Genomic DNA, 23,007 nt, shown 5'->3' on the forward strand with positions numbered 1-23,007 from the left:
CCAGCAGGACATGGTGGTGACCGGCGAGGCCGGGTTCGGCGGTGTGCCCTCGGCGCACCCCGCAGAGGTGGTGCGGGTCAGTGACGTCAGCCGGACCTTCGGCCGGGGCGAGCACGCCGTCCACGCCGTGCAGGGCGTCTCGTTCACGGCCAACCGCGGTGAACTGGTCGCCATCCGGGGCCGGTCCGGGGCCGGCAAGACCACCCTGCTGAACCTGATCGGCGGGCTGGACCGGCCGGACAGTGGTCAGGTGGTGGTGGCCGGCCACGAGGTCACCTCGGCGGGAGAGGCGGAGCTGTTGCGGCTGCGCCGGGGCACCGTCGGGTTCGTGTTCCAGACCTTCGGGCTGGTGCCGATCCTCTCCGCCGCCGAGAACGTCGGAGTGCCGTTGCGGCTGGCGCAGGTGCCGGCCGCGGAACGGGAGCAGCGGGTCGCGGTGCTGCTGGAACTGGTCGGTCTCGGTGGGCACGCGGCGCAGCGTCCCTACGAGCTCTCCGGTGGGCAGCAGCAGCGGGTCGCTGTGGCGCGTGCGCTGGCCAACGAGCCGGACCTGCTCATCGCCGACGAACCCACCGGTCAGCTCGACTCGGAAACCGGACGCTCCATCATGGACCTGCTGCGCGCGGTGGTGCACGCCCGCGGCATGACGGCCCTGGTGGCGACGCACGACCCGGCCCTGATCGACCTCGCCGACCGGGTGCTCGTGCTGCGCGACGGTCGCCTGGTCGACAGCTGACCGCCGCTGAGCGGCTGCCCCGCGACGGTAGGAGGAGACCGTCCTCCTACTCCGCCTGGTCGAGCCGGTCGTGCTTGGGCTGGTCGGCGCCCTTGCAGCCGTCGGGGAGGGCGCCGGCGAGCGGGATAAGCAGGTAGCCCAGCAGGGCCAGGAGGAGACCGGCGCCCGGCCCGGTCGACAGCAGTTCGTGGTCGACGTAGGGCTCCTCGGCCTCGAAATACCAGTACACCCCGGTGATGCTGCCGCAGGCGAGCGCGTTGGAGATGAGCATTCCCAGGCTGGCCTGCCGCCAGACCCAGCGGGCCGGACCGACGTTGGCGAGCGACAGCACTGCGAAGATGGCAGCGATCACCGCGAACGGTAGCGCCCAGCCGAGAACCCTCGAGCCCGGAGTGACATCAATCCGATCCAGGTAGACACTGCGCCAGGCGGGCAGCCAGAACGCGACAACGACCACGAGGACGCCAACCGTCAGAAGCGCCCAGCCCGTCCGCCGCCCTGGTGGGTGCGGCTGCGCGCCAGCGGGGATCGTCGGCTCGTGCACGCGAACGACCGTAACCCGGCCGGCTCGACTTCCGCTGTACAGCCGGGTGGGCCTGACGGCGGATCAGAGCGCCAACTTCATGCCCTCGTGGCTGGCCACGAAGCCGAGGCTCAGATAGAAGCGGTGCGCGTCCTCGCGGGTCTTGTCGGTGGTGAGCTGCACCAGCGCGCAACCCCGCTGCCGAGCCTGGTCGACCGCCCAGGTCATCAGCTCCCGACCCAACCCCTGGCCGCGCCGGTCGGAGCGGACCCGGACCGACTCGATCAGCGACCGCTCGGCACCATGCCGGCCCAGCCCGGGGATGTAGGTGATCTGGAGGCAGCCGACCAGCTCGGCGCCCTGCTCGGCCACGATGAGCTGATTGCGCGGGTCCGCGCTGATGTCCGCGAACGCCCTCTCGTAGGCCTCGTCGACCTCGGCGAAGTCGCGGGCCTTGCCCAGCACGTCGTCGGCGAGCAGGGCGATGACGGCGGGCAGGTCGGCCCGGACCGCCTCCCGGAAGATCACATCGGTCATCCGGGCAGCCTGGCACGGCCCTTCAGTGGCCGTCCAGCCAGCCGCGCAGCGCCCACCACCAGTGGACGGTCTCCGGCACCGTGCACCGTCCCCCCTCCTCGACCGGCGGTCCGCCGGTCACCTCCCGAAGCCTGCGCAACCGGTAGCGCACCGTGTTTGGGTGCACGTGCACAGCGGCGGCGGTCTGATCCAGCCGCTGGCCGTGGTCCAGCCAGGCGAGCGCTGTGCGGGCCAGCTCCCGGTGAAACTCGTCGGTTGGGTCGAGCGCGCCGAGCAGCGTGCCCCGCAGCAGCTCGGCCAGGGCCGGCTGGGCGTCCAGGGCGGTCTCTGCGGCCACGTCGGTCAATCGGCGCAGGCCGCGCAACCGCCGATGCGTGGCAGTGCGCAGCGCCGCCAGGCAGAGCGCGTACATCGCCGGGGCCCGCTGCAGCGGTTGTGCCGGCGCCACCAGGACCAGCAGGTCGACCGTCGCGGCGCCGGGACACCGCGGAAGCAAACCGGCCAACCTGCCCTCGACGGTACCGAGCAGGCCGCCGTGCCGGATGAGCTGTCGGTGCAGGGCGTGTGACAGCGCCGGATCGGTCCGGGTGGCGAGCAGGCAGTGGTAGCGGCCCTGCGGCCGTAGACCGAACCGGGCCAGTTCGCCCGGTGACGTGCCGGCGGGCCCGTCGAGCAGCAGCCGGCCCAGCAGGCGTGCCCGCGCCGCCGTGCCGGTGCCGACGAACTCCCGCTCGGCGGCCCGGTGCCCGTCCACCACCGCCCACTCCACCGCGGCCGCGTACCGGCCGATGGTGAGCAGCCCTTCCAGCAGCACGTCGTCCGCGATGCCGGCCGCCCGGCCGTGCCGGACCACCAGTTCCACCGCTCGGTCCCGGCCGGCCTGTACGCCGCGCAGCAGGCCGGCGACGGACAGGCCCTGCGCCGCCCGACCGGCGCCGAGCCTGCGGGCCTCGGTGAAGTCACGCCCTGCCGGGTCCTCGTCGCGTTCCAGCGCGCCGAGTCCACTGGTGACCAGCAGGACGACCTGCCGGTGAACCTCGCCGGCCGGGAGGCGGGCCACCTCGGGCGAATTCGCGCGCGCGGCCCGCGCCACCTCATCCACGACGACCGCGTCGGCGGCCAGGTCGCGCAGCAGCGCGCCGAACGTGGGGGCCTTTCCTGTCCGGGTCATCGGCGCGCGCCGCCTCCCGTTGTCGTCGCCGCACAACCGGCACGGTTGGTCGTTGGCATCCGGTCCCTAGTCGTGGTGACCGTCTGGTTGCTCTCCTGGTTGTTACCGCAAGGTAACACCGATTGAGGCACCGAGAAACGTCGATGTCCTACCGGCTGCCAGGAGGCTTCCATGACCCCTGCGTCACTCCGCCCGTACCGACTTCGCCGCCGCGCTGGCCTCGCCACGCTGGCAGCCCTCGCGCTTGCCGTGTCGACCCCCCTGGCGGCGGCCCCCGCGCCCGCAGCCGCCGCAGCCCTGCAGGAGGTGATGTTTGTCGGCAACAACTGGGACGGCACCGCCGACGTCATCCGCTCCCGCGGTGACTACGCGAAGCTCGGCCGGATCAACGTGACCCCGGACCGGGCCGCACGGCTGCGCGAGATCTACCTCAACCCGATCAAGCTGGCCTATTTCCTCGGCATCCGGCAGGGGCCGGGGGAGGGCCACGACCAGCTCGTCGACGACATGTACACCACCCCCGACGGCACCGCCCTGGTGGCATCCCGGCCCAGCTTCGCCGACGTGGTCTCGATCGACCTCGCCACCGGCGGGATCCGCTGGCGGTTCCCGGTCTCCGGCTACCGCGCCGACCACATGGCCGTGTCGCCCGACGGCACCAGGGTCGCGGTCTCGGCCTCCACTTCGAACACGGTGCACGTGCTGGACATCCGCACCGGGGCGCAGCTGGGCTCGTTCGGCACCGGCGACAAGCCGCACGAGAACATCTTCACCGACGGCGGCCGTCGGCTGTGGAACATGTCCATCGGTGAGGTCAACACCGACCTGGACGCGCCCTGGCTGGACTGGACCAAGGGGGACCGCCGGATCACCGTCGCCGACACCAGCACGTCGCAGGTGGTCAAGGTGATTGACATGCGGGAGCGGCTGGACGCCGCGGGCCGCCGCGACCTCTCCGACGCGGTCCGGCCGGCGGTGTTCAGCCCGGACGGCGGCAAGCTCTACTTCCAGGTGTCCTTCTTCAACGGCCTGGTCGAGTACGACGTGGCCGCGGACCAGGTCACCCGGGTCGCCACGCTGCCGAAGAACCCGGCCACCAGCGAGGACCGCACCACCTGGGTGAACGACTCGCGGCACCATGGCCTGTCGGTGAGCCCGGACGGCGCCCGGCTCTGCGTCGCCGGCACCATGGACGACTACGCGACCGTGGTGGACCGGGCCACTCTGCGCGAGGGCCCGCTCGTGCCGGCCAGCAAGCCGTACTGGGCCACGGTCAGCGGGGACGGCCGGGACTGCGTGATCTCCGAATCCGGTGCGGACCAGGTCACCGCGATCAACTTCGCCACCGGCCAGAAGGTGGTCAGTGTCCCGGTCGGCGACCACCCGCAGCGGGTCCGCATCGGGCACCTGCCGCAGGGCTGGACGCCACCGCCCGCCGCCTGACCGCCCACCGCACCGTCACCGGGCGGGGCAGCGCAGCCCCTCCCGGGGGACGGTCAGGTCGATCAGGTACGCGTCGACAGCATTGGTGATGCAGGACGTCTGCGGGTAGGCGGTGTGCCCCTCACCCTCCCAGGTGAGCACCCGGCCGACGCCCAGCATCGAGGCGAGCCGGGGCGTCTGCTCGTACGGTGTCGCGGGGTCGCCGGTGGTGCCGACCACCACGATCGGTGGCGCGCCGTTGGCTTTCCCGGTCGGGTAGGGGTCACGCCCGCCCGGCCACTCCACGCAGCTCAGCATGCCGACCGCCAGCGCCGGCCCGAACAGCGGATATTTGCCGCGCCACTCCGACTGCAACTGCCGGATCTGCTCCCGGCTCGGCTTCTCCGTCTCGTCGGCGCAGTTGATGGCCAGGTTGGCGTCGAACAGGTTCGAGTAGTGCCCGTCGTCGGCCCGGCCGGCGTACGCGTCGGCGAGCCGGAACACGTCCTTCGGGTCACCCTCGCCTAGCCGGTCGATCGCCTGGGCCAGCTCCTGCCAGCCGGATTCGGTGTAGAGCGACGAGATGACCGCGTAGAACACCCAGCCGGCGGTGGCCTCCCGGCCGTCGGCGCCGCGTACCGGGGAGACCTTGGCCTTGTCGATGGCCGAGGTGACAGCGGCGCGCGCGTCCGGGGCGATCGGGCAGCGGCCGGCGTTCGCCGTGCACCAGCGGGTGAAGTTGGTGAAGGCCCGCTCGAAGCCGCGGGCCTGGCTCTCCGAACCCTCCACCAGCCGCTGCTGCGGGTCGACCGCGCCGTCGAGCACCAGCGCCCGCACCCGCTGTGGGTAGAGCTGGGCGTACGTGGCACCGAGCAGGGTGCCGTACGAGTAGCCGAGGTAGGTGAGCTTGTCGTCACCCACTGCGGCACGCACCGCGTCCATGTCGCGGGCGGCCTGCTCGGTGCCGTACAGCGGCAACTGGTCGCCGTAGCGGTCGCCGCAGCCACGCCCGATCCGCTGACTCAGGCCGGCGAAGCCGTCGAACGCCGACTGGCTCGTCGGATCGGGGTCGAAGCCGAAGCTGGCGTCCAGGTCGGCGTCGGAGATGCACTTCACCGGGCTGGACCGGGAGACGCCGCGCGGGTCGAAGCCGACGATGTCGAAGCGCTCGGTGATGGAGGCGGGCAGCCCGCCGAACTGGGTGCCGAAGGACAGGTAGACGGCGGTGTCGACGCCGGAGCCGCCCGGGCCGCCGGGGTTGACCACCAACGAGCCGATCCGGTCGCGCTGCTTCGTCGACCGGGCACGCAGCAGGGCGATCTCGAAGGTCTGCCCGGCGCCCGGGCCGGTGCTCGCCCCGCCCCCGGTGCCCCAGTCGCGGGGCACCGCGATGCGCGCGCACTCGTAACGCATGTCCGGTGCGCCACGCCCGACCAGTTCGTCGGGCACCTCCGGGCAGGGCCGCCACGTCGGGGCGCTCCCGGTCGGCGCGGCGGCACCCTCCACCTCGGTGCGCGGCGCGAACGCCGGCAGCGTGCAGCCGGCGGTGAGCAGCGCGGCCGCCACGAAGGCGGCCAGGTGCCGACGGACCCGGCGAGTGGCGGCCATCCGGGGCTGACGGTCGGTGCGGGTCACGTGGTCCTCCGGGATCGGGTCGACGGCCAGGTTACGCCGGGCCGGTGGCGGCTCGGTCCACGGTGGCCGTCGGGTCGCCGCGCAGCACCTGGTCCACATCGAAGCGGATCGGGCGGTCGAGCTGGTCGTAGCGGCAGGAGCGGGGGTCGCGGTCCGGGCGCCAGCGGACGAACTGGGCGGTGTGCCGGAACCGCTCGCCCTCCATCGCGTCGTAGCCCACCTCGACCACCAGCTCCGGGCGCACCGGCTCCCACTCCAGGTTCTTCGTGCCCGTCCACCGGCTCACCCCGCCGGGGATGCGTTGGCCGCGTTCGTGGTCGCCGTGCACCCACGGGTGCTCGCCTCCGGTGTCCCGGTAGGGCGCCAGCTCCTCGAGCAGCTCGGCGCGGCGTGCCATGCTGAACGACGCGCTCACGCCCACGTGGTGCAGGACCCCGGAGTCGTCGTACAGGCCGAGCAGCAGCGAGCCCACCACCGGGCCGGACTTGTGCCAGCGGAACCCGGCCACCACGGCGTCCGCGGTGCGGGCGTGCTTGACCTTGAACATCAGCCGTTTGCCCGGCTCGTACGGAAGGTCGGCCGGCTTGACGATCAGCCCGTCCAACCCGGCGCCCTCGAACACGTCGAACCAGCGGCGGGCAGTGTCCGGATCGGTGGTGACCTGGGTGACGTGCACCGGCGGACGCACCCCGGCCAGCGCCTCGACCAACCGCTCCCGGCGGCGCGGGTAGGGCTGGTCGAGCAGCGCCTCGTCGCCGATCGCCAGCAGGTCGAACGCGACGAAGTCGGCCGGAGTGGTCTCGGCCAACATCTTCACCCTGGACGCGGCCGGGTGGACGCGCTGGGCCAGCAGCTCGAAATCCAGCCGCGGCTGGCCGCTCGGCCCGTCGCGCCGGATCACGATCAGCTCGCCGTCGACCGCGCACCGCTCGGGTAGCTGCTGGCGGGCCTGCTCAACCACCTCGGGGAAGTAGCGGGTCATCGACTTGCCGCCCCGGCTGGCCAGCTCGACCTCGTCGCCGTCGCGGAACACGATGCACCGGAAGCCGTCCCACTTGGGCTCGTAGGTGACGCCCGGGGTGGTGGGCAGCTTGGGCACGCTCTTGGCCAGCATCGGCTCGACCGGCGGGTTGATCGGCAGGTCCACGGCGCCAGTCAATCAGACGGTGCCGACAGTCGTGAGGCAGATCACCGTGGGTGCCGGGGCGGCGTGTCCGCCGCTGCGCTGCTCGTCCCGACCGACCGGATCGGATAACCGCAGGTCAGAGCTACTTTCGCGGGGTGTCCGAGTGGGTCTGCGACTGCTGTGGGCGGTGGCGGGTCAGCGTCGAGCTGATCCGGGGCCGCTACCGCTACCGGCTGACCCGGCGCTACCCGGAGCGGTTCGGCGGCGGTCGCAACGTGCTCGGCGAGGTCGGTTCGGTGCCGGAGCTGGAGGAGCTGTTGCGCCGGCGTACCCCGCTGAGCCTGGCCGACCTGCGCGAAGCGGCCTGATTCCACCGCTGTTGCGCGCGGGTGTCACGATCCACCCGGAGGCCTCGTCTGCACCCTGGCGGTGCCGACCGGCACGCCGGGAGGAGACACGATGCGGTTCGAAGCGGATACGGAAATCGCCGCCGACGTCGAGCAGGTCTGGGCGGTGCTGGTCGACGTGCCGCGCTGGCCGGAGTGGACGGCCTCGGTGTCGCGGGCCGAGCGGGGGGAGCCGGGGCCGCTCGCCGTCGGCGCGACGGCCCGGTTGACCCAGCCGAAGCTGCGGCCGGCCGTGTGGCGGGTCACCGACCTGACCGAGGGCCGGGAGTTCACCTGGGCCTCCCAGACCCCCGGGGTACGCACCCGGGGCGAGCATCGGCTGCTGCCGCTGCCCGACGGGCGCACCCGGGTCGAGCTGGCCATCGCCCAGTCCGGCCCGCTGGCCGGCGTGATCGGCTGGCTCTACGGCGACCTGCTCCGGCGCTACCTGCGTCTGGAGGCCGACGGGCTCAAGCGTCGGAGCGAGCGGGGCTGACCACCGGCTTCTCCAGCACCGCCAACCGGATGCCGTTCGGGTCCGGCCGGTGCGCCACGATCCGGTAGCCGTGCCGCTGGTACAGCCGCAGGTTGCGCGCGCTGTCCGCGCCGGTGAACAGGGTGAACAGGGCCACCCGGCCGGCGCAGGCCACCTCGATCGCGGTGAGCAGCCGCCCGCCGACCCCTCGACCCTGCTGGTCCGGGGCCACCGAGAGTCGCCCGACGTGCGCGGTGTCCCCGGCCAGGTGGGCCCGCACCGAGCCGACCAGTCGGTGCCCCGACCGGGCCGCGAGGACGACGCCCGGGCCGGTCAACACCGACCGGACCTCGTCCAGTGTCTCGGTCAACGGCGGCAGGAACGGGTCGCCGTAGTGCTGTGCCTCGGTCAGGTACGCGGCCCGTTGCACGGTGAGGATCTCGCCGGCGTCCGCGACACCGGCCGGGACGATGCTCGCCTCGACGCTCATCGGGGCAGCACACCACGACCGCCGATGTCCTCGGCGGGCGGCCCCGCCCGCGCCGGCCGTACGCTGGCCCGTGTCCAGCCGAGAACGAGGGGGAGCGGTGGCCGAGCTGACGTACCCGGAGGTGGGGCGGACCCGGCACGGGGCGCTGCCCGGCGGCTACCACCACCTGCGCCACCGGTATCCGTTGCCGGCGGGCAGCTTCGACACCGCGGCCGAGGCGGTCCTGAGCTGGCGGCTGCACCGCGCCGCCGGGGTCCGGATGCGGACCACCGCCGCACGCGCCACCGAGGGGGTGCTGGTCACCGCCGGCCTGGGCGTCGGCCCGGCCCGCATCTGGGGGCCGTGTCAGGTGATCTGGAGCGAGGAGTCGCCCGCCCACGCGGGCTTCGGCTACGGAAGCCTGACCGGGCATCCGGAGCGGGGCGAGGAGGCGTTCGTGGTCGGCCGCGAGGACGACGGCGCGGTCTGGTTCGAGGTACGCGCGTTCAGCCTCCCGGCCCGCTGGTTCACCCGTGCCGGCGGCCCGGCTGTCCGGGCGGTGCAGCATACGTACGCCTGGTGGCTCGGCCGTACCCTGCGGCGGATCTGCCTGAGCCGCTGAGGGCCGGGCACTGTCGCTCCGACGAGGCTCAGTAACCGGCGAACGAGCGGATCGGGGCGCGCGGGCCGTACTTCGGCGCCCGGATGCCGGCGGCCTCCAGCAGCAGGCAGACCCGGCCCCGGTGGCCCCGGAACGGCTCCAGCAGGGCCAACATCCGGGCATCGTCGCCCCTCGGCTCGGCGGCGAGCGCCCAGGCGACAGTGTTCGGGATGTGGAAGTCGCCGACGCTGACCGCGTCCGGGTCCCCGTACGCGATCCGGACCACCTCGGCGGCCGTCCACGGCCCGATGCCCGCGATGGCGGTCAGCCGGCGGGTCGCGTCGGTGGCGTCGGCGCTGCGCTCCAACCGGTCCGCGAGCGCCGCTGCGCGACGCAACGTGTCGGCCCGGCGTTGCTCGACCCCGAACGGGTGGAACACCCAGTACGGGGTGGCGGCCACCGCGGCGGCCTCGGGCGGCAGGAGCAGCGGCTGTAGCGGGCCGGGCGCCGGCTCCCGGAAGTGCCGCACGGTCGCCGCGTACGCCCGGTACGCCTCCTTGCCGGTGACCTTCTGCTCGAAGACCGCGCGCAGCAGCCGGGGGAAGATCTGCCCGGTCGCCGGCATCCGTAGCCCCCGGTGCTCCCGGGCCAACCGGGCGACCAGGGGATGTGCCGCGGCCAGCTCGGCGAAGCCGGTCAGGTCGTCGCGCAGCCCGGCGATCGCGTCGGCGCGAGCCAGGACGTGCTCTGCGCCCGGCCCGTAGCCCTCCGCGAGCAACTCGCCGCCTGCGGCGCGCAGGGCCAGGGTGGCCGGACCGTCCGGTGTGCGGGTGGCCCACCAGAAGGTGCCGGCGGCGACCCGCGCGCACGGGTCGTACGGGCTGAAGGTGAGCGCGCGCACAGAAGCCGCCAGCCGATAGCCGACCGGAGGGCGTAACACCCTGGTCGCGGCGGGTTCGGTGTCGGTCACGGCGCCAACTCTGCCACGTACGGGCGGGACGTCGGCACCACCGGTGTGCCGACGTCCCGCCCGTACAACCGGTGGCCGGCCGCGCCCTCCCCGGCGACGACCGACCACCGCGTCCTCGTGGTGTACCGGGCTCAGTACGAGTAGCCCGAGCCTCCGGCGTCGTTCGAGCCGCTGTCCGCCGGGGGTGCGACCGCCTTCGGCGTGGAGGTGGGCAGGCAGCTGAGGTTCTTCTTGCCGTCCGGCTGGACCACGAACCAGGTGCCACCAACGGCCTGGCCCTTCCACTGGCCGGGCTTCTTGTCGCCGATGTAGCGGTACACGGGCCAGCCGCCGACGGTGAGCTGACGGGTGCCGTCCTGGCGGGTCACGCTGCTGACCTTGTCGTCGGAGACGCCGGTGAGCTGCGGGTTGCCGTCGGTCAGTGCCGGGGGCCACACCTCGGCGCACTTGTCCACGCAGTTCGACGACGGCGGGTCGGCGGTGTCCTTGTCGAAGCGGTACAGGATCCAACCGTCCTGGTCGGTGACCACCTTGCCCATCCGGGCGACGCTCTTGCCGACCAACTTCTCGGTCAGGTCGACGTTCGCGGGCGGCGCGTCGGCGGCGGGCGCCTCCGCGGACGCCGACGCCTCGGGTGCAACCGACGCGGTGGGCTCGGCCGCGGCGACGGCGACCGGCTCGGCCGCGCTCGAGTTCGCCCCGTCGTAACCTGCGGGAGCGCAGGCCGTTAGTGCGACCATCGCGCTCGCGACGATGACGGTCCGCTTCATCTGTGCCACGTGCCCTCCTCATTCTTGGCAGTTCACCCATAGGTACGGGAAGTGGGCTGTCAAGGTTGAAGTAGTAACAGTGGTCAATTTCACGTTCTTTGATTGAACCGATCGGGGCAGCGACACGTACGCCCCCGCAGGGGAAACCCCCCCACAACGACAGATCGGCGCCGGTCATTGTGACAATGACCGGCGCCGAAGCGTACGCGAGACTACATGGGGACCGTTACCAGCGGACTCGCCACACCATTGGCGTCGACCGACTGCACCTGGAGCTGTTTGATGTCACTCACCAGGGCAGACGTCGAGGCACTCAACTCAAGACCCTGCGGGCGGGTGTTGGTGCCGTAGCCACCCTCCGGCACCGACCAGGTCGAAATCACCTCGGGGTCGGCGTTCTTGCGCACCACCACCAGTCGGCAGACGCGCGGGCCGGGCAGCTTCCGCAGGCTGAAATTGATCCGGGTGCCGTACTCCCGCTTGACCAGGAACACCGTCGTCTGCACGCCCGTGGTCGGGTCCGTCGCGTCGACCTGGTCGCCCTCCTCCTCCGTGCCGCCCACACCCGGGCCGCTCGGCGGAGCCGTCGGCCCGCTGGTCTGCGGGTCGATCGGCGCGTTCGACGTCGGACCGGCGACCGGAGTCGAGCCGCTCTCGGTCACGCTGACGAACCCGTACCCGGTCAGCCCGCCGAAGACCACCACCGCGGCGGCCGTCGCCAACATCTGCCGGAACCGGGTACGCCGACGATCCGCCCGGACCGCGCCCAGCGTCCGGTTCAGCAGCGCCGGATCGGTCGCCGTCTGCTCCAGCGCCATCATCGTCTCGCCGTCGATGTCGGAGAGCAGCCCGACCACCGGCACCATCGTCTCCAACTCCGCCGCACACGCCCAGCAGGTCGCGAGATGCTCCTCGAACCGCTCGGTATCCTGCTCGTCGAGCACACCGAGCGCGTACGCCGCGACGTCCATGTGGTCCGGCCGGCTCATTCTGTCACCCCCCGCTCCTGCAGAGCCGTGCGCAGCGCGCGCAGCGCGTAGTAGACCCTCGACTTCGCGGTGCCGAGCGGCAGCCCCAACTCCTCGGCGGCCTCCGGCACCGTCCGCCCCCGGAAGTACGTCGAGATCAGAATTTCCCGGTGCGACTGACTGAGCGTACGCAGCGCGTCCGCCACCGTCATCGTGCGCAACACCCGGTCGGTGCTGTCCGCCTCGGCGAACGCGGTGAGGTCCCGGTCGTACGTCTCCGGTGGCCGGGCCTCCTGGCTGCGGTGCTCGTCGATGGCAATCCGACGGGCCACGGTGACGAGCCACGGCCGCAGCGAGCCCTGCCCCTGCGTGCCGAGGCGGTGCGCGTTGCGCCAGGCCCGCAGCAGCGTCTCCTGGACGATGTCCTCCGCACGCTGCCGATCCCCCCCGGTGAGACGCATCACGAACATCAGCAGCGGACCGGCGTGCTCGGCGTAGAGCAACCGGATCAACTGGTCGGAGTGGCTCGCCTCGGTTGACGTCGCCTGATGGCGCCCGGGCGCCGGTCGCGGCGTCACCGGACCATTCTGGCGAGACGTCGCGTGCGCGTCGACCCCCCGGGCAGAGGGGGTCGGCCGCGACGAGGACCGCGCCGACAACCAGTCCGCGCGTACCGCGTCGCCATGCCAACCGGCCGCCACCGCATGCATGCAGACCTCCGGGATGTCCGTCACCAACGCCGGCCCACGAGGTGGGCCGCCCGGTGGTACGCGCCACCGCCCCGAACGGATTAACAAACCGCGAAAAAGTTCTGCCACGCTGCCGGGTGGGCGGTCAGCGGCGGACCGAGAACAGCCCCGGGGGCGGGGGATCGGAGCCGGTCGCGTCGGCATCCCGGACGACCGGGGACCCACCGGCGAAGCGGTCCAACTCGTCGCCGGCCACCACCCGACCCGGAAACCAGTCACCGGCCGCGCGCCGGGTCAGCTCCGGCACCGGCGGTGTGACCCGCCCGGCGACCAGCACCAGATTCCCGTACCGGCGGCCACGCAGCACCGCCGCGTCCCCCACCAGACAGGCCTGCGGCAGCACCGAGCGGACCGTGGCGACCTGCGCGCGGGCGTGCCGCAGCGGTGGGCCGTCGGCCAGGTTCGCCAGATACCAACCCGCGGGGCGCAGCACCCGGGCCACCTCCGCCGCGTACTCCACGGACGTGAGATGAGCCGGGGTACGGGCACCGGCGAACACGTCGGCGACCACCACGTCGTAGCTGGCATCCCGGGTGGAGGTCAACACCGCCCGCGCGTCCTCCACCCGCACCCGCAGCCGGGTGTCGGACGGCCACGGCAACGCCCGTCGCACCAGCTCCACCAACGCGCCGTCCACCTCGGACACCCGCTGCGTCGACCCGGGCCGGGTGGCGGAGACGTACCGGGGAAGGGTCAGGGCCCCACCGCCCAGATGCAGCACCCGCAGCGGCTCACCGGCCGGCGCGATCAGGTCCAGCGCGGCGGCCAGCCGTCGCACGTACTCGAATTCCAGGTGGGTGGGGTCGGTCAGGTCGACATGTGACTGCGGCGCGCCGTCCAGCAGCAGCGTCCACGAGCCCGCCCGGTCCGGATCCGGAACGAGCTCGGCCTGCCCGGTGTCGACCTGCTCGACCACCCGGTCAGCCGCCCGTTTACGTCCCATCGTGACCAGCGCCCGTCTACCGCGCGGCGCGAGCCGCGGCGGTCAACGCGCGGTGCAGCAGTCGGGAATCGCCGAGCAGGGCACGCAGTCGGCGTTCCAGACCGGCGATCGGGATCAGGTTCTGTGGGGCGCGCGGATCCTTGTACGGGGTGGAGGCGAAACGCGGCAGGGTGACCAGCGACAGGTCGGCCAGCTCGATCGCCGCCTCGACGGGCAGATCGGCCGAACATTCCACCCGGACGATGCCCGCCCACGGCGCACCGACCGCCACCGGCAACCGCAGATACCACGACCAGCCGCCCCAGGCGGTGCCGAGCCGGAACACCGGCGAGCGCTCACCCGACGCCATGCCGGTCACCACCGCGGTCAGCCGGGCATCCAGGTACTGGCTGTGCTGCGTCTTGATGTAACCCAGGGTGCGCGGCAACTGCCGGCGACTCCGCAACGGGCCGTCCACCACCAGCAGGTCACCGTCGACCCGGGCGGCGTCGGACACCGCCACCTCCAGCGCGGTCAGCGGGCCCTGCACCGCGGCCGGCAACTTCGCCAGCTCACCGGTGCCACCCACCCGGTGCACCGGATAGCGGATCGCACCCGCCACCACGTCCTGCGCGGACGGGCTCGCGGTGAACAGACCCCGGCCAACCCGGGTGCCGGCCAACTGGGCCGCACCCCGGCCCAGGTCGCACCGGACCACCCCGGCCGCGTACGAGGCGGCCAACCCGGGAAACGACAGGCCGTCGGTCTCGGCCGTCCAGATGCTCGCGTCGATCCGGCGAACCCCGTCGACCAGCAGCACCACGTCGGGTGCCCGTACCCCCGCCCGCACCCCGATCGCCCGCCAGTCGACAGCGGGCACCTCGGCGTCCGCGTCGACCTGGGCGCTGCTCGGCGCGGCCGGCCCGGCGGCGGACGCCTCGAACGACGCCCCGTACGCCGGATCCCACGAGTCGACGAAGAACGCGGCGTCGCTCACCGGCCCGTCCGCTCTATGCGCGCCGAACGCGCGTCCTTGCGCACCTCGAACCGGACCGGGATCCGCTCGGCCAGCGCCGGCACGTGGGTGACCACGCCGACCATCCGGTCACCCCGGGCGGCCAGGTTTTCCAGGGTGGCGGCCACCGTGTCCAGGGTGGCCGCGTCGAGCGTGCCGAAGCCCTCGTCCAGGACGATCGACTCCAGGCTGGCCGCCGTGGTCGACATCCCGGCAAGCTGCTCGGAGAGCGCCAGGGCCAGCGCCAACGACGCCTGGAACGTCTCACCCCCGGAGAGGGTGCGAACGCCCCGTCGCAGCCCCGCGTCGTGGTGGTCGACCACGACGAACTCGCCCTTGTCGTGCACCAGCTCGTACTGGCCGGAGGACAGCTCCCGCAGGATCCCCGACGCGCCGTCGACCAGCAGGTCCAACGCCTCCGCCAGCAACCACCGCTCGAAGTTGTTGGCCCGCAGGTGCCCGGCGAGCGCCCGCGCCACCTGCGCCTCCCGCTCGTGCCCGGCACGCTGCTCGCGCAGCGTCCCGGCCTGCTCCCGGCGCTCCCGCAGCCGTCGGAGGTCGGCGTCGGCCCGCTCCACCGCGACGGTCGCGGCGTGCACCGGGTCGTCGCCGACCGGCACGTCGGCGTCGGCGAAGATGCCGGCGATGCGCCGCCGCACCGCGTCAGCCACCGACTCGGCCTCGGCGACGGCGACCGCCCGGCTCGCCCGATCCTCGCGGCGGCGGTCGGCCTCGGTCGTCGCCCAACCGGTCAACGCGGCCCACGCGGCGGCCACGTCCTCCCGATCGGTCGCGGGCGGGCCGAACCGCGCCAACCCGTCGCGGGACGTGTCGAAGGCCCGCCAGGCCGCCCGCAGCCGCTCCTCGGCGGCATCCACCCCGGCCCGGGCCTGGCGCGCGGCCTCGCGGCCGGCCCGCACCGCGGTCGCCGCCTCCTCCAGTGCGCCCCGCAACCGGGCGTGCTCGGCCAACTCCCGGCGCAACACGGCCGGCTCCGCCGCCCCGGCGAGCTGCCCGTCCAGCTCGGCCAGCCGGGAGTCCACCTGCTCCTGCCGGGCCCGCGCCTGCACCAGCAGCCGCTCCAGGTCACGCGCTGTCTCGTCGCGCTGCCGCACCGCGGTCTGCGCGGCCTTGGTCGCGGCCCGTGCCGCCTTGCCCGCCGCCGTCGCGGCCGCCACCGCCGAATCGGCAGGCACCGCCGGCACCCGCGCCACCGGCTGCTCGCAGACCGGGCAGGGCGCGCCGGCATGCAGGTGCACCCGCAGGCTGACCGCCAGGTCGGTGGCCTTCGCCTCCTCGTGTGCCCGGAAGGCCGCCTCCAGGTCGGCGTCGGCCCGCTCGGCCTCCGCACGGGCCAACGCCAGCGCGGCCACCGCCGTGGCGTGTTCGTCGTTCGCCGCGCGCACCGCCGCCCGGACCGTGTCGGCCTCAGCGGACAGTCGGTCCCGATCGTCGTACGCCCGCAGCAGCAGTCGCGCCGCGCTCTCGTCGCCGGCGCCGGCCAGCTCGCCGCGCAGCTTCTCCTCGCGCTCCTCTGCCAACGACACCCCCGTCGCCGCGGCCTCCGCGTCGGCTCGCGCCGCGATGACCGCGCGTGCCACCTCGGCCACCCCGCGCGGCGCGCGGATCCCGGTCAGCACGGACAGCTCGTCGTCGAGAGCGGTCAGCGCCGCCGCCGCCTCGCGCGCGGTCGTCCGGGCCGCCGCCAGCTCCGGCACCGCGGCCGTCACCGCCGCCGCCAACTCGGCCATCCGCTCGACCCGGGCCTCGGCCTCCGCCAACGCCTCGTCGTCCACGCCGGTGAGCCCGGCGAGCACCTGGTCGACCGCGTCGAGTCGGGCGTCCGCCTGCGCGGCACGCGCCGTCGCCTTCTTCTGCACGTCCTCGTAGACGCCGAGGCCCAGCAGGTTGACCAGGATCTGCTGCCGCGTCGCCGGCTTGGCGTGCAGGAAATCGGCGAACTGCCCCTGCGGCAGCACCACACAGCTGGTGAACTGCTCGTACGGCAGCCCCACCGCCTCCAGGACCGCCTGCTCCATCTCGGCGGGGGTGCCGGCCACCACCTCGCCGAGGTCCTCCGGGCTCAACCCGGTGTCCAGTTTGGTCACGTCGAAGCCGGCCGGCATCAGCTGCAACCCGGCGTTTGCGGTCTTCACGTTGCCCCGGCCGTCCCGCCGGACCACCCGGGTCGCCACGTAGCGGGCCCCGCCGGACTCGAAGACCAGCCGCACCCGGGCCTCGGTCGCCGACGGCGCGAGCGCGTTCGCCAGCCCACGGGCGCCACCCCAGCGGGGGACCATGCCGTAGAGGGCGAAGCAGATGGCGTCCAGCACTGTGGACTTGCCCGAACCGGTCGGGCCGATCAGGGCGAAGAAGTCGGCGTCGGTGAAGTCGACGGTGGTGTCGTCCCGGAAGACCGTGAACCCGGCCATGTCCAAGCGCATCGGACGCATCAGTGCTCGACCTCCTCGAAGAGCTCGTCGAAGAGCTCCTGGACGCCTTCGTCGGCGTGGCCCCGGCTGTCCAGGTAGTCGGCGAACAACTCCCGGGGCGAACGCCCCGAGCGCTGCGCGATGCGGGCACCGCTGCCCGGCGCGGCCAGCAGCTCCGGGTCGATGCGGATCTCCAGCGCCCGGGGGAGCAGCTCCTGCACCTCCTCGCGCAGGCCGGCGCGGGGTTGCTCCCGCACGTACACCCGCAGCCAGGCGTCCGGTGCCTCGATCTCGGCGAGCTGGGCCAGGGTGCCCCGCACCGTACGCAGCGCGCTCGCCGCGGTCACCGGCACCTCCCGCACCCGGGCGGCGGTGCTGGCGGTCACCTCGACGATCGTCACCGAGGGGACGTTCTCCTGCTCACCGAAGTCGACAGCGAGCGGGCTGCCGCTGTAGCGCACCGGGCAGGGGCCGATGACCCGCTGCGCCCGGTGCAGGTGGCCCAGCGCCACGTAGTGCGCGGTGGCCGGGAAGACGGTGGCCGGGACGGCGTAGCCCAGCACCGTGTGCGCGTCACGTTCGCCGCCGCCGGTGGTCGCGCCGGTCACCGTCAGGTGCGCGGTGACCAGGTGCACCCGGTCCGGTTCGGTGAAACCCTCGGTCAGCCGCCCCAGCACCCGGCCCAGGTGGTCGGCGTATGTCTGGTTGGTCTCCGCCGCGGTCAGCTCGTACATCTCCAGCGCGCGCACCGCGTACCGCTGGGACAGGAACGGCAGCGCGGCCAGCTGCCACCGCTCGCCGCCGGCGGTGGTGCCGTCGATGACGTGCTCGTCCGGATTTTCCCGCACCCCGCCGCGCAGCGTGATGCCGGCGGCATCGGCCCATGGGCGCAGCGCGTCCAGTGCGGGGCCGTTGTCGTGGTTGCCGCCGATCGCCACCACGTCGGCGCCGGTGCGGCGCAGCGCGGTCAACGCCCGGGTGACCAGACGGGTCGCCTCCGAGGTGGGCGCTGCGGTGTCGTAGAGGTCACCGGCGACGATCACCAGATCCGGCTGCTCGGCACGGGCGATGTCGATCACCCCGGCCAGTACGGCCTTGTGTTCCTCGGCCCGGGACTGCCCCTTGAGCACCTTTCCCACGTGCCAGTCGGAGGTGTGCAGGATCTTCATGGCTGTTGCCGGCCCCTACCTAGAACGGGATGTCGTCGTCGGTGCTGCCGCCGCCGGAGCCCACCACGGCGAACGGGTCGGCGGACTGGGTGATCGAGCGCAGCGTCTCCGATGGTGCCCGGCCCGCCTCGGAGACCCGGGTGGCCCACGCCGGGAAGGGGAACTCCAGACAGAGCGGCACCGGGATGTCCGGCTGGTTGACGAACATGGTGCCCGGCTTGGCCAGCAGCGCCCGCTGGCGCTGTGCGGGCGGGAGGAAGCCGTATTCCGGGCGGGACGCCTCGGCCGGGTCGAGCCGGCCGACCACCCGGATCGCCGAGTTGGTGACGATGCGCCGCTCCACCTCGCTCGCCGTCTGCTGCGCGCCGATCAGGATCACCCCGAGCGAGCGGCCCCGCTCGGCGATGTCGAGCAGCACCTCCTTGATCGGCGAGGAGCCCTCCCGGGGGGCGTACTTGTTGAGCTCGTCGAGCACGACGAAGAGCAACGGTTTGGCGGTGCCGGACTTCTCCTTGCGCTCGAACTCGCTCTTCAGCGTCACACCCACCACGAACCGCTGGGCGCGGTCCGGAAGGTTGTGCAGGTCGACGACGGTGACCTGCGCGGACTCGCTGGTGTTGATCGAGTGCGGGCGGCGGGTGGCGAGGTCGCCACGGATCAGCCGGGCCAGGTCCTTCTTGCTGCCGATCAACCGTCGGGCGAACGCGTTGACGGTGCCCAGACCGACCGCGCTGCCCGCCCAGTCCGAGCGGGTTTCGTCGTCGTTGAGCTGGTCGACGATGTGGTCGACCAGGTCACCGTAGGAGCCGAGCCGAACCCCGTCGATGCTCACCCCACCGTCGGCCGGCTGGGCGTAGCGGGCCAGGTGCGCGGCCACCGAGTGGACCACCATCGTGTACTGCTGGCGCTCGTCGTCGGCGTCGGCGAAGACGTACGGCAAAAGACGGTCGGCGCAGAACTCGTCCAGCGTCCAGTAGAACGAGTCCACCCCGGTGAGCCGGCTGCTCACATCGGGCGTGCCGGCCGCGTCACCGACCCGGGGCGGGGCGTAGACCCGCACGTCGGGGAAGGCGCCGGCACTCAGCCCGAGCTTCGCGTACGCCGCGCGGGTGGGCTCGTCGAGGCGGGTGTTGGGGTGGTCCAGGAAGAGCAGGTCCTCACCCTTGACGTTGAAGATCAGCGCCTTGGCGTTGACCGCGTCGCCGCCCAGCACCCCGGAGCGGAACACCGAGTAGAGCAGGAAGGTGGCGAAGCTGGTCTTGGTGGCCACCCCGGAGATGCCGGAGATCGAGACGTGTGCGCCCCGGCTGCCGTCGAGGAAGTCGGCGTTGAGATAGACCGGGACTCCGTCCCGACCCATCCCCATCGGGATGCGCCGCTCCATCCGGTCGAAGTGCAGCGCGCGCGCCCGGGCGTCGCCCTCGGCCCGGTGCACCACCGCGCCCGGGGTCGGCGGCACGTACAGCTCCGGATCGACCCGGGTGGTGGTGACCTCGGCGGCCTCCTGCACCTGTGCGGGCAGCGTGCCGTCGGCGATGGCGAATACGTCGGACTCGAACTGCGCGCCCTCGTGCCGAGCGCGGACCTGGGTGACCACCCCGGCAATCGTCACCGGCTCCCGGTCCGGCAGCTCCCGCCGGGTGACCACCACGTCGTCGAGCTGGAGATAGCTGCCGGGCGCCACGGCAGTCCAGAACTGCAACGGGGTGGCGTCGGCGGTGCCCAGCACCCGCCCGACCACCTCGCCCGGGCTGTCGAGCTCGGCGTCGCTCATCGGGCGGCTCGGGTCGGTCGGGCAGCACGGTCGGGAACCATGAGGTGCATCCTGCCCGAGGAGTACGACAGGTCGCCACGCGACGCGGCGGACGACACCATGCGCCGTCACACCCGCGACGGTGGGTGTGTGGCCGGACGACGACCCGTTACGGACGCGCGTGGCGGAGCATGAGGACGCCGTCCTCGGCGGCGAGCACGTGCCGCAGTGGCAGGTGCCGGGGCGGCGCGGCGTCGCCGGCGGTGATCCGGCCCGGTCCCGGCCCGGCGAGCAGCGGCGAGACGGTGAGGCACAGCTCGTCCACCAGGTCGGCGGCGGTGAGCGCGCCGAACAGGTGTGGGCCGCCCTCGCAGAGCAGTTGGGTGAGACCGCGTCGGTGCAGCTCGGCGAGGCCGACGGCCAGGTCGACCCGCCCGGTGCCGCAGCGCAGCAGGTCGGCGACGTCGGTCAGGCCGGGCGGCGGGTTGGCGTCGGCGTGGGTGAGCACGATCGGTCGGGTCGGCGCGTCGGCGAAGGCGGCCTGCGCGGGATCCAGGTCGAGTGAACCGGAGACGACCACCAGCGTCGGGTACTCGGCCAGCCCGTTGTCGCGACGCCAGGCGCGGCGGCGTTCGTCGAGGCGGACCGCCCGGTACCCCTCGTGGCGCAGCGTGCCGGCGGCCACCACCAGCGCGTCGCAGACCATCCGCAGCACGCCGAACACCCGCTTGTCCGGCTGGCCGGAGAGCCCGGCCGAGTAGCCGTCCAGGGTGACCGCGCCGTCCAGGCTGGCGACGAAGTTGACCCGCAGTCGGGGCTGGTCGGCGCGGCCGTAGAGCGTGGTCAGCGCGGCGTCGTCGAGTGGTTGCGTGGACGGCTCGGGCCAGAGCCGTCGGATCGGAATTCCGACGCTCATTCGCCGGCCGGACCAGTGACCGGAGGGGTCGGTTCGGCGGTACGGTGCTGGCAGTCGCACCAGTTCCGGCCCGGGCAGTCGTCGTGTCGCCGGGCCCGGCACGCTCGGCAGATCATGCTCGCAGCCTAAGCCGCGGGAGGACAGGACAGCATGCCCCGTCAGATCTTCCAGCTGAAGATGTCCCTCGCCGGCGTCCGCCCGGCGGTGTGGCGCCGGGTGCTCGTGCCGGCCGGCTACACGCTGGACCGGCTGCACCGGGTCGTGCAGCACGCGATGGGTTGGCGGGACTGCCACCTGCACTCGTTCGAGATCGACGCCGTGCAGTACGGCGACCCCGACCCGGACGGGGAGTTGGCGCTGCACGACGAGCTGGACGTGCGGCTGGACGCGGTGCTCGGCAAGGGCAGCCGGTTCTCCTACACGTACGACTTCGGCGACTGGTGGGAGCACGACCTGGTCGTGGAGGACGCGCTCACCGCAGACCCGGACGAGCGGTACCCGGTCTGCCTGGGCGGTGAGCGGGCCTGCCCACCGGAGGGCGTCGGCGGGCCGCTGGGCTACCAGGCGCTCCTTGTCGCGTTGGCCGACGAGGACAACCCGGTCGGCCCGGTCGATCCACGGCACGCGACGCTGCGCGACTGGGCGGGCTCCACCTTCGACCCGTCCCGCTTCGACCCGGACCAGACCACCACCCTGCTCCGCCGCTTCAGCTGAGCGGTAACGATCTGGGAACGCTCCCATCGCCCTATTGACACTCCCGTTACCTGTCGGCAATCTCATGGGAGCGCTCCCGAGGGTGGCATGGGTCACTGACGCATCCCCGGCCAGGCGTGATGAGCACCCCCACCACACACATCCAGCCTCACCACCGGAAAGAGGGGTCAGCGAATGAGTGTCACCACGCGGCGTACCCGCCTGGCGGCCGCTGCCCTGGCCGCGATCACCGCTATCGGCGGTCTCGCAGCCTGCGGCAACGACGACGACAAGCCAGCGGCCGGCGAGAAGCCGGCCAAGCTGGTCGTCGACACCTTCGGCGAGATGGGCTATGACGAGCTCGTCAAGCAGTACGAGAAGGACACCGGCATCAAGGTCGAGCTGCGCAAGACCGCGCAGCTCGCCGAGTACCGGCCGAAGCTGGTCCGCTACCTGGCCACCGGCAAGGGCGCGGCGGACGTCACCGCCCTGGAGGAGGGCATCCTCAACGAGTTCAAGCCCAACGCGCGCAACTGGTCCGACCTCGCGCCGCTGGTCTCGGACCACTCCAAGGACTACCTGCCCTGGAAGTGGGAGCTGGGCAAGGCGCAGGACGGTCGGCTGATCGGCCTGCCGACCGACGTCGGCAGTCTCGCCGTCTGCTACCGCAAGGACCTGTTCCAGGCTGCCGGCCTGCCCACCGAGCGCGACCAGGTGTCGGCGCTCTGGTCGGACTGGAACGGCTTCCACGAGGCCGGCCGGAAGTACAAGCAGGGCAGCGGCGGCAAGGCGTTCATCGACTCGATCACCGCCGTCTCCAACGGCGTGATGTTCCAGGGCAACGGTGACCTGTTCTACGACAAGGAAGACAACATCATCGCGGACACCAGCCCCGCGGTGAAGAACGCCTGGGACACCGCCACCTCGATGGCGGACATCTCCGCCAAGGCGCAGACCTGGTCGCCGGAGTGGTCCGGTGGCTTCAAGCAGGGCACCTTCGCGGCCACCTTCTGCCCGTCCTGGATGCTCGGCATCGTCACGGAGAACTCCGGTCCGGCCAACAAGGGCAAGTGGGACGTGGCGTCCGTGCCGGGCGGCGGCGGTAACTGGGGCGGCTCGTGGCTCGCGGTTCCGGCGCAGAGCAAGTACCCGAAGGAGGCGGCGAAGCTCGCCGAGTACCTGACCAACGCGAAGAGCCAGGTGGAGGCCTTCAAGGCCAAGGGCCCGCTGCCCACCAACCTGGAGGCGCTGAAGAACGACGCGTTCATCAGCTACACCAACGAGTACTTCAGCAACGCGCCGACCGGCAAGATCTTCGGGGAGAGCGTCGCCAAGATCCAGCCGACCTACCTGGGTCCGAAGCACCAGGCGATCAAGGAGAACGCGCTCGAGCCGGCCCTGCGGGCGTTCGAGAGCGGGCAGGCCGACAAGGCGAAGGCCTGGGAGCAGTTCACGAAGGACGCCAAGACTCAGGGTGCCTTCTGAGTGATTCCCTGCCGGTGGCGTTCGGGGCTTCCCGGACGCCACCGGCCGGTCCCCTCCGCGTAGCGCCCTGCGCGAGGGCCCCCG

At 72.7% G+C, this 23,007-nt stretch carries 23 protein-coding genes; 7 read left to right on the forward strand and 16 right to left on the reverse strand.

Annotation, left to right across the window (positions count from 1 at the left end; genetic code table 11):
- The first annotated feature begins 10 nt into the window (after positions 1-10).
- A complete protein-coding gene (locus HNR22_RS27170; RefSeq protein ID WP_179783736.1) occupies positions 11-736 on the forward strand; it encodes an ABC transporter ATP-binding protein in 726 nt (241 codons plus the stop codon).
- Positions 737-782: 46 nt separating this feature from the next.
- Here HNR22_RS27170 and HNR22_RS27175 read toward each other — a convergent pair whose 3' ends face one another.
- The 3 genes from HNR22_RS27175 to HNR22_RS27185 all read right to left on the reverse strand — a co-directional run bounded on the left by HNR22_RS27175 (position 783) and on the right by HNR22_RS27185 (position 2,967).
- The gene (locus HNR22_RS27175; protein ID WP_179782741.1) at positions 783-1,280 is read right to left on the reverse strand and encodes a hypothetical protein; all 498 of its coding nucleotides are present in this window, start codon (positions 1,278-1,280) and stop codon (positions 783-785) included.
- 63 nt (positions 1,281-1,343) lie between these two features.
- On the reverse strand, positions 1,344-1,796 hold the full coding sequence (locus HNR22_RS27180; RefSeq protein ID WP_179782742.1) for a GNAT family N-acetyltransferase: 453 nt from the start codon (positions 1,794-1,796) through the stop codon (positions 1,344-1,346).
- Between the two features lie 22 nt (positions 1,797-1,818).
- Positions 1,819-2,967, reverse strand: coding sequence for a helix-turn-helix domain-containing protein (locus HNR22_RS27185; protein ID WP_179782743.1), 1,149 nt, complete (start codon positions 2,965-2,967; stop codon positions 1,819-1,821).
- 171 nt (positions 2,968-3,138) lie between these two features.
- On the opposite strand from HNR22_RS27185, the gene HNR22_RS27190 reads away from it, so the two are divergent.
- A complete protein-coding gene (locus tag HNR22_RS27190) occupies positions 3,139-4,410 on the forward strand; it encodes a YncE family protein (RefSeq protein WP_179782744.1) in 1,272 nt (423 codons plus the stop codon).
- Positions 4,411-4,425: 15 nt separating this feature from the next.
- Here HNR22_RS27190 and HNR22_RS27195 read toward each other — a convergent pair whose 3' ends face one another.
- Positions 4,426-5,997 carry an alpha/beta hydrolase gene (locus tag HNR22_RS27195; RefSeq protein ID WP_179783737.1) on the reverse strand — a complete coding sequence of 524 codons (1,572 nt, stop codon included), beginning with the start codon at positions 5,995-5,997 and terminating at the stop codon, positions 4,426-4,428.
- A 58-nt stretch (positions 5,998-6,055) separates the two neighbouring features.
- Complete coding sequence (locus HNR22_RS27200) at positions 6,056-7,171, reverse strand: ATP-dependent DNA ligase (protein ID WP_179782745.1); 1,116 nt, start codon at positions 7,169-7,171, stop codon at positions 6,056-6,058.
- A 134-nt stretch (positions 7,172-7,305) separates the two neighbouring features.
- On the opposite strand from HNR22_RS27200, the gene HNR22_RS27205 reads away from it, so the two are divergent.
- Positions 7,306-7,518: a hypothetical protein gene (locus tag HNR22_RS27205; protein ID WP_099851492.1), complete on the forward strand. Its 213-nt coding sequence runs from the start codon at positions 7,306-7,308 to the stop codon at positions 7,516-7,518.
- A 91-nt stretch (positions 7,519-7,609) separates the two neighbouring features.
- Positions 7,610-8,032 (forward strand): SRPBCC family protein, encoded by a 423-nt coding sequence (locus tag HNR22_RS27210; RefSeq protein WP_099851494.1) that lies wholly within the window; start codon positions 7,610-7,612, stop codon positions 8,030-8,032.
- Here HNR22_RS27210 and HNR22_RS27215 read toward each other — a convergent pair.
- Positions 8,007-8,501, reverse strand: a complete 495-nt coding sequence (locus HNR22_RS27215) for a GNAT family N-acetyltransferase (protein ID WP_179782746.1) — start codon at positions 8,499-8,501, stop codon at positions 8,007-8,009. The genes HNR22_RS27210 and HNR22_RS27215 overlap by 26 nt on opposite strands.
- A gap of 97 nt (positions 8,502-8,598) precedes the next feature.
- Here HNR22_RS27215 and HNR22_RS27220 point away from each other — a divergent pair, with 97 nt between their 5' ends.
- Positions 8,599-9,102: a DUF1990 family protein gene (locus tag HNR22_RS27220; protein ID WP_179782747.1), complete on the forward strand. Its 504-nt coding sequence runs from the start codon at positions 8,599-8,601 to the stop codon at positions 9,100-9,102.
- A gap of 28 nt (positions 9,103-9,130) precedes the next feature.
- On the opposite strand, the gene HNR22_RS27225 is transcribed toward HNR22_RS27220, so the two are convergent.
- The 10 genes from HNR22_RS27225 to HNR22_RS27270 all read right to left on the reverse strand — a co-directional run bounded on the left by HNR22_RS27225 (position 9,131) and on the right by HNR22_RS27270 (position 20,745).
- Positions 9,131-10,051 carry a DNA-3-methyladenine glycosylase 2 family protein gene (locus HNR22_RS27225; protein ID WP_179782748.1) on the reverse strand — a complete coding sequence of 307 codons (921 nt, stop codon included), beginning with the start codon at positions 10,049-10,051 and terminating at the stop codon, positions 9,131-9,133.
- A gap of 131 nt (positions 10,052-10,182) precedes the next feature.
- The gene (locus HNR22_RS27230) at positions 10,183-10,830 is read right to left on the reverse strand and encodes a hypothetical protein (RefSeq protein WP_179782749.1); all 648 of its coding nucleotides are present in this window, start codon (positions 10,828-10,830) and stop codon (positions 10,183-10,185) included.
- A gap of 203 nt (positions 10,831-11,033) precedes the next feature.
- The gene (locus HNR22_RS27235; protein ID WP_179782750.1) at positions 11,034-11,810 is read right to left on the reverse strand and encodes an anti-sigma factor family protein; all 777 of its coding nucleotides are present in this window, start codon (positions 11,808-11,810) and stop codon (positions 11,034-11,036) included.
- Complete coding sequence (locus HNR22_RS27240) at positions 11,807-12,499, reverse strand: sigma-70 family RNA polymerase sigma factor (protein ID WP_179782751.1); 693 nt, start codon at positions 12,497-12,499, stop codon at positions 11,807-11,809. Before HNR22_RS27240 ends, HNR22_RS27235 begins: the two co-directional genes overlap by 4 nt.
- 124 nt (positions 12,500-12,623) lie before the next feature.
- Complete coding sequence (locus tag HNR22_RS27245; protein WP_179782752.1) at positions 12,624-13,481, reverse strand: spermidine synthase; 858 nt, start codon at positions 13,479-13,481, stop codon at positions 12,624-12,626.
- Positions 13,482-13,497: 16 nt separating this feature from the next.
- Positions 13,498-14,457, reverse strand: coding sequence for a hypothetical protein (locus tag HNR22_RS27250; RefSeq protein ID WP_179782753.1), 960 nt, complete (start codon positions 14,455-14,457; stop codon positions 13,498-13,500).
- Positions 14,454-16,928: an AAA family ATPase gene (locus tag HNR22_RS27255; protein WP_179782754.1), complete on the reverse strand. Its 2,475-nt coding sequence runs from the start codon at positions 16,926-16,928 to the stop codon at positions 14,454-14,456. Before HNR22_RS27255 ends, HNR22_RS27250 begins: the two co-directional genes overlap by 4 nt.
- On the reverse strand, positions 16,928-18,076 hold the full coding sequence (locus tag HNR22_RS27260) for an exonuclease SbcCD subunit D (protein WP_179782755.1): 1,149 nt from the start codon (positions 18,074-18,076) through the stop codon (positions 16,928-16,930). The genes HNR22_RS27255 and HNR22_RS27260 overlap by 1 nt, the downstream gene beginning before the upstream one ends.
- A gap of 19 nt (positions 18,077-18,095) precedes the next feature.
- A complete protein-coding gene (locus tag HNR22_RS27265) occupies positions 18,096-19,850 on the reverse strand; it encodes an ATP-binding protein (protein ID WP_179782756.1) in 1,755 nt (584 codons plus the stop codon).
- Positions 19,851-19,998: 148 nt separating this feature from the next.
- Entirely contained in the window at positions 19,999-20,745 is a 747-nt protein-coding gene (locus tag HNR22_RS27270; RefSeq protein WP_179782757.1) for a pyrimidine reductase family protein, read from the reverse strand.
- 150 nt (positions 20,746-20,895) lie between these two features.
- On the opposite strand from HNR22_RS27270, the gene HNR22_RS27275 reads away from it, so the two are divergent.
- Both HNR22_RS27275 and HNR22_RS27280 read left to right on the forward strand, forming a co-directional pair.
- Positions 20,896-21,459, forward strand: coding sequence for a plasmid pRiA4b ORF-3 family protein (locus HNR22_RS27275; RefSeq protein WP_179782758.1), 564 nt, complete (start codon positions 20,896-20,898; stop codon positions 21,457-21,459).
- A 174-nt stretch (positions 21,460-21,633) separates the two neighbouring features.
- Positions 21,634-22,923 (forward strand): ABC transporter substrate-binding protein, encoded by a 1,290-nt coding sequence (locus HNR22_RS27280; RefSeq protein ID WP_179782759.1) that lies wholly within the window; start codon positions 21,634-21,636, stop codon positions 22,921-22,923.
- The last annotated feature ends 84 nt before the right edge of the window (positions 22,924-23,007 follow it).

It is taken from the genome of Micromonospora jinlongensis (assembly GCF_013410645.1).
GTDB lineage: Bacteria > Actinomycetota > Actinomycetes > Mycobacteriales > Micromonosporaceae > Micromonospora > Micromonospora zamorensis.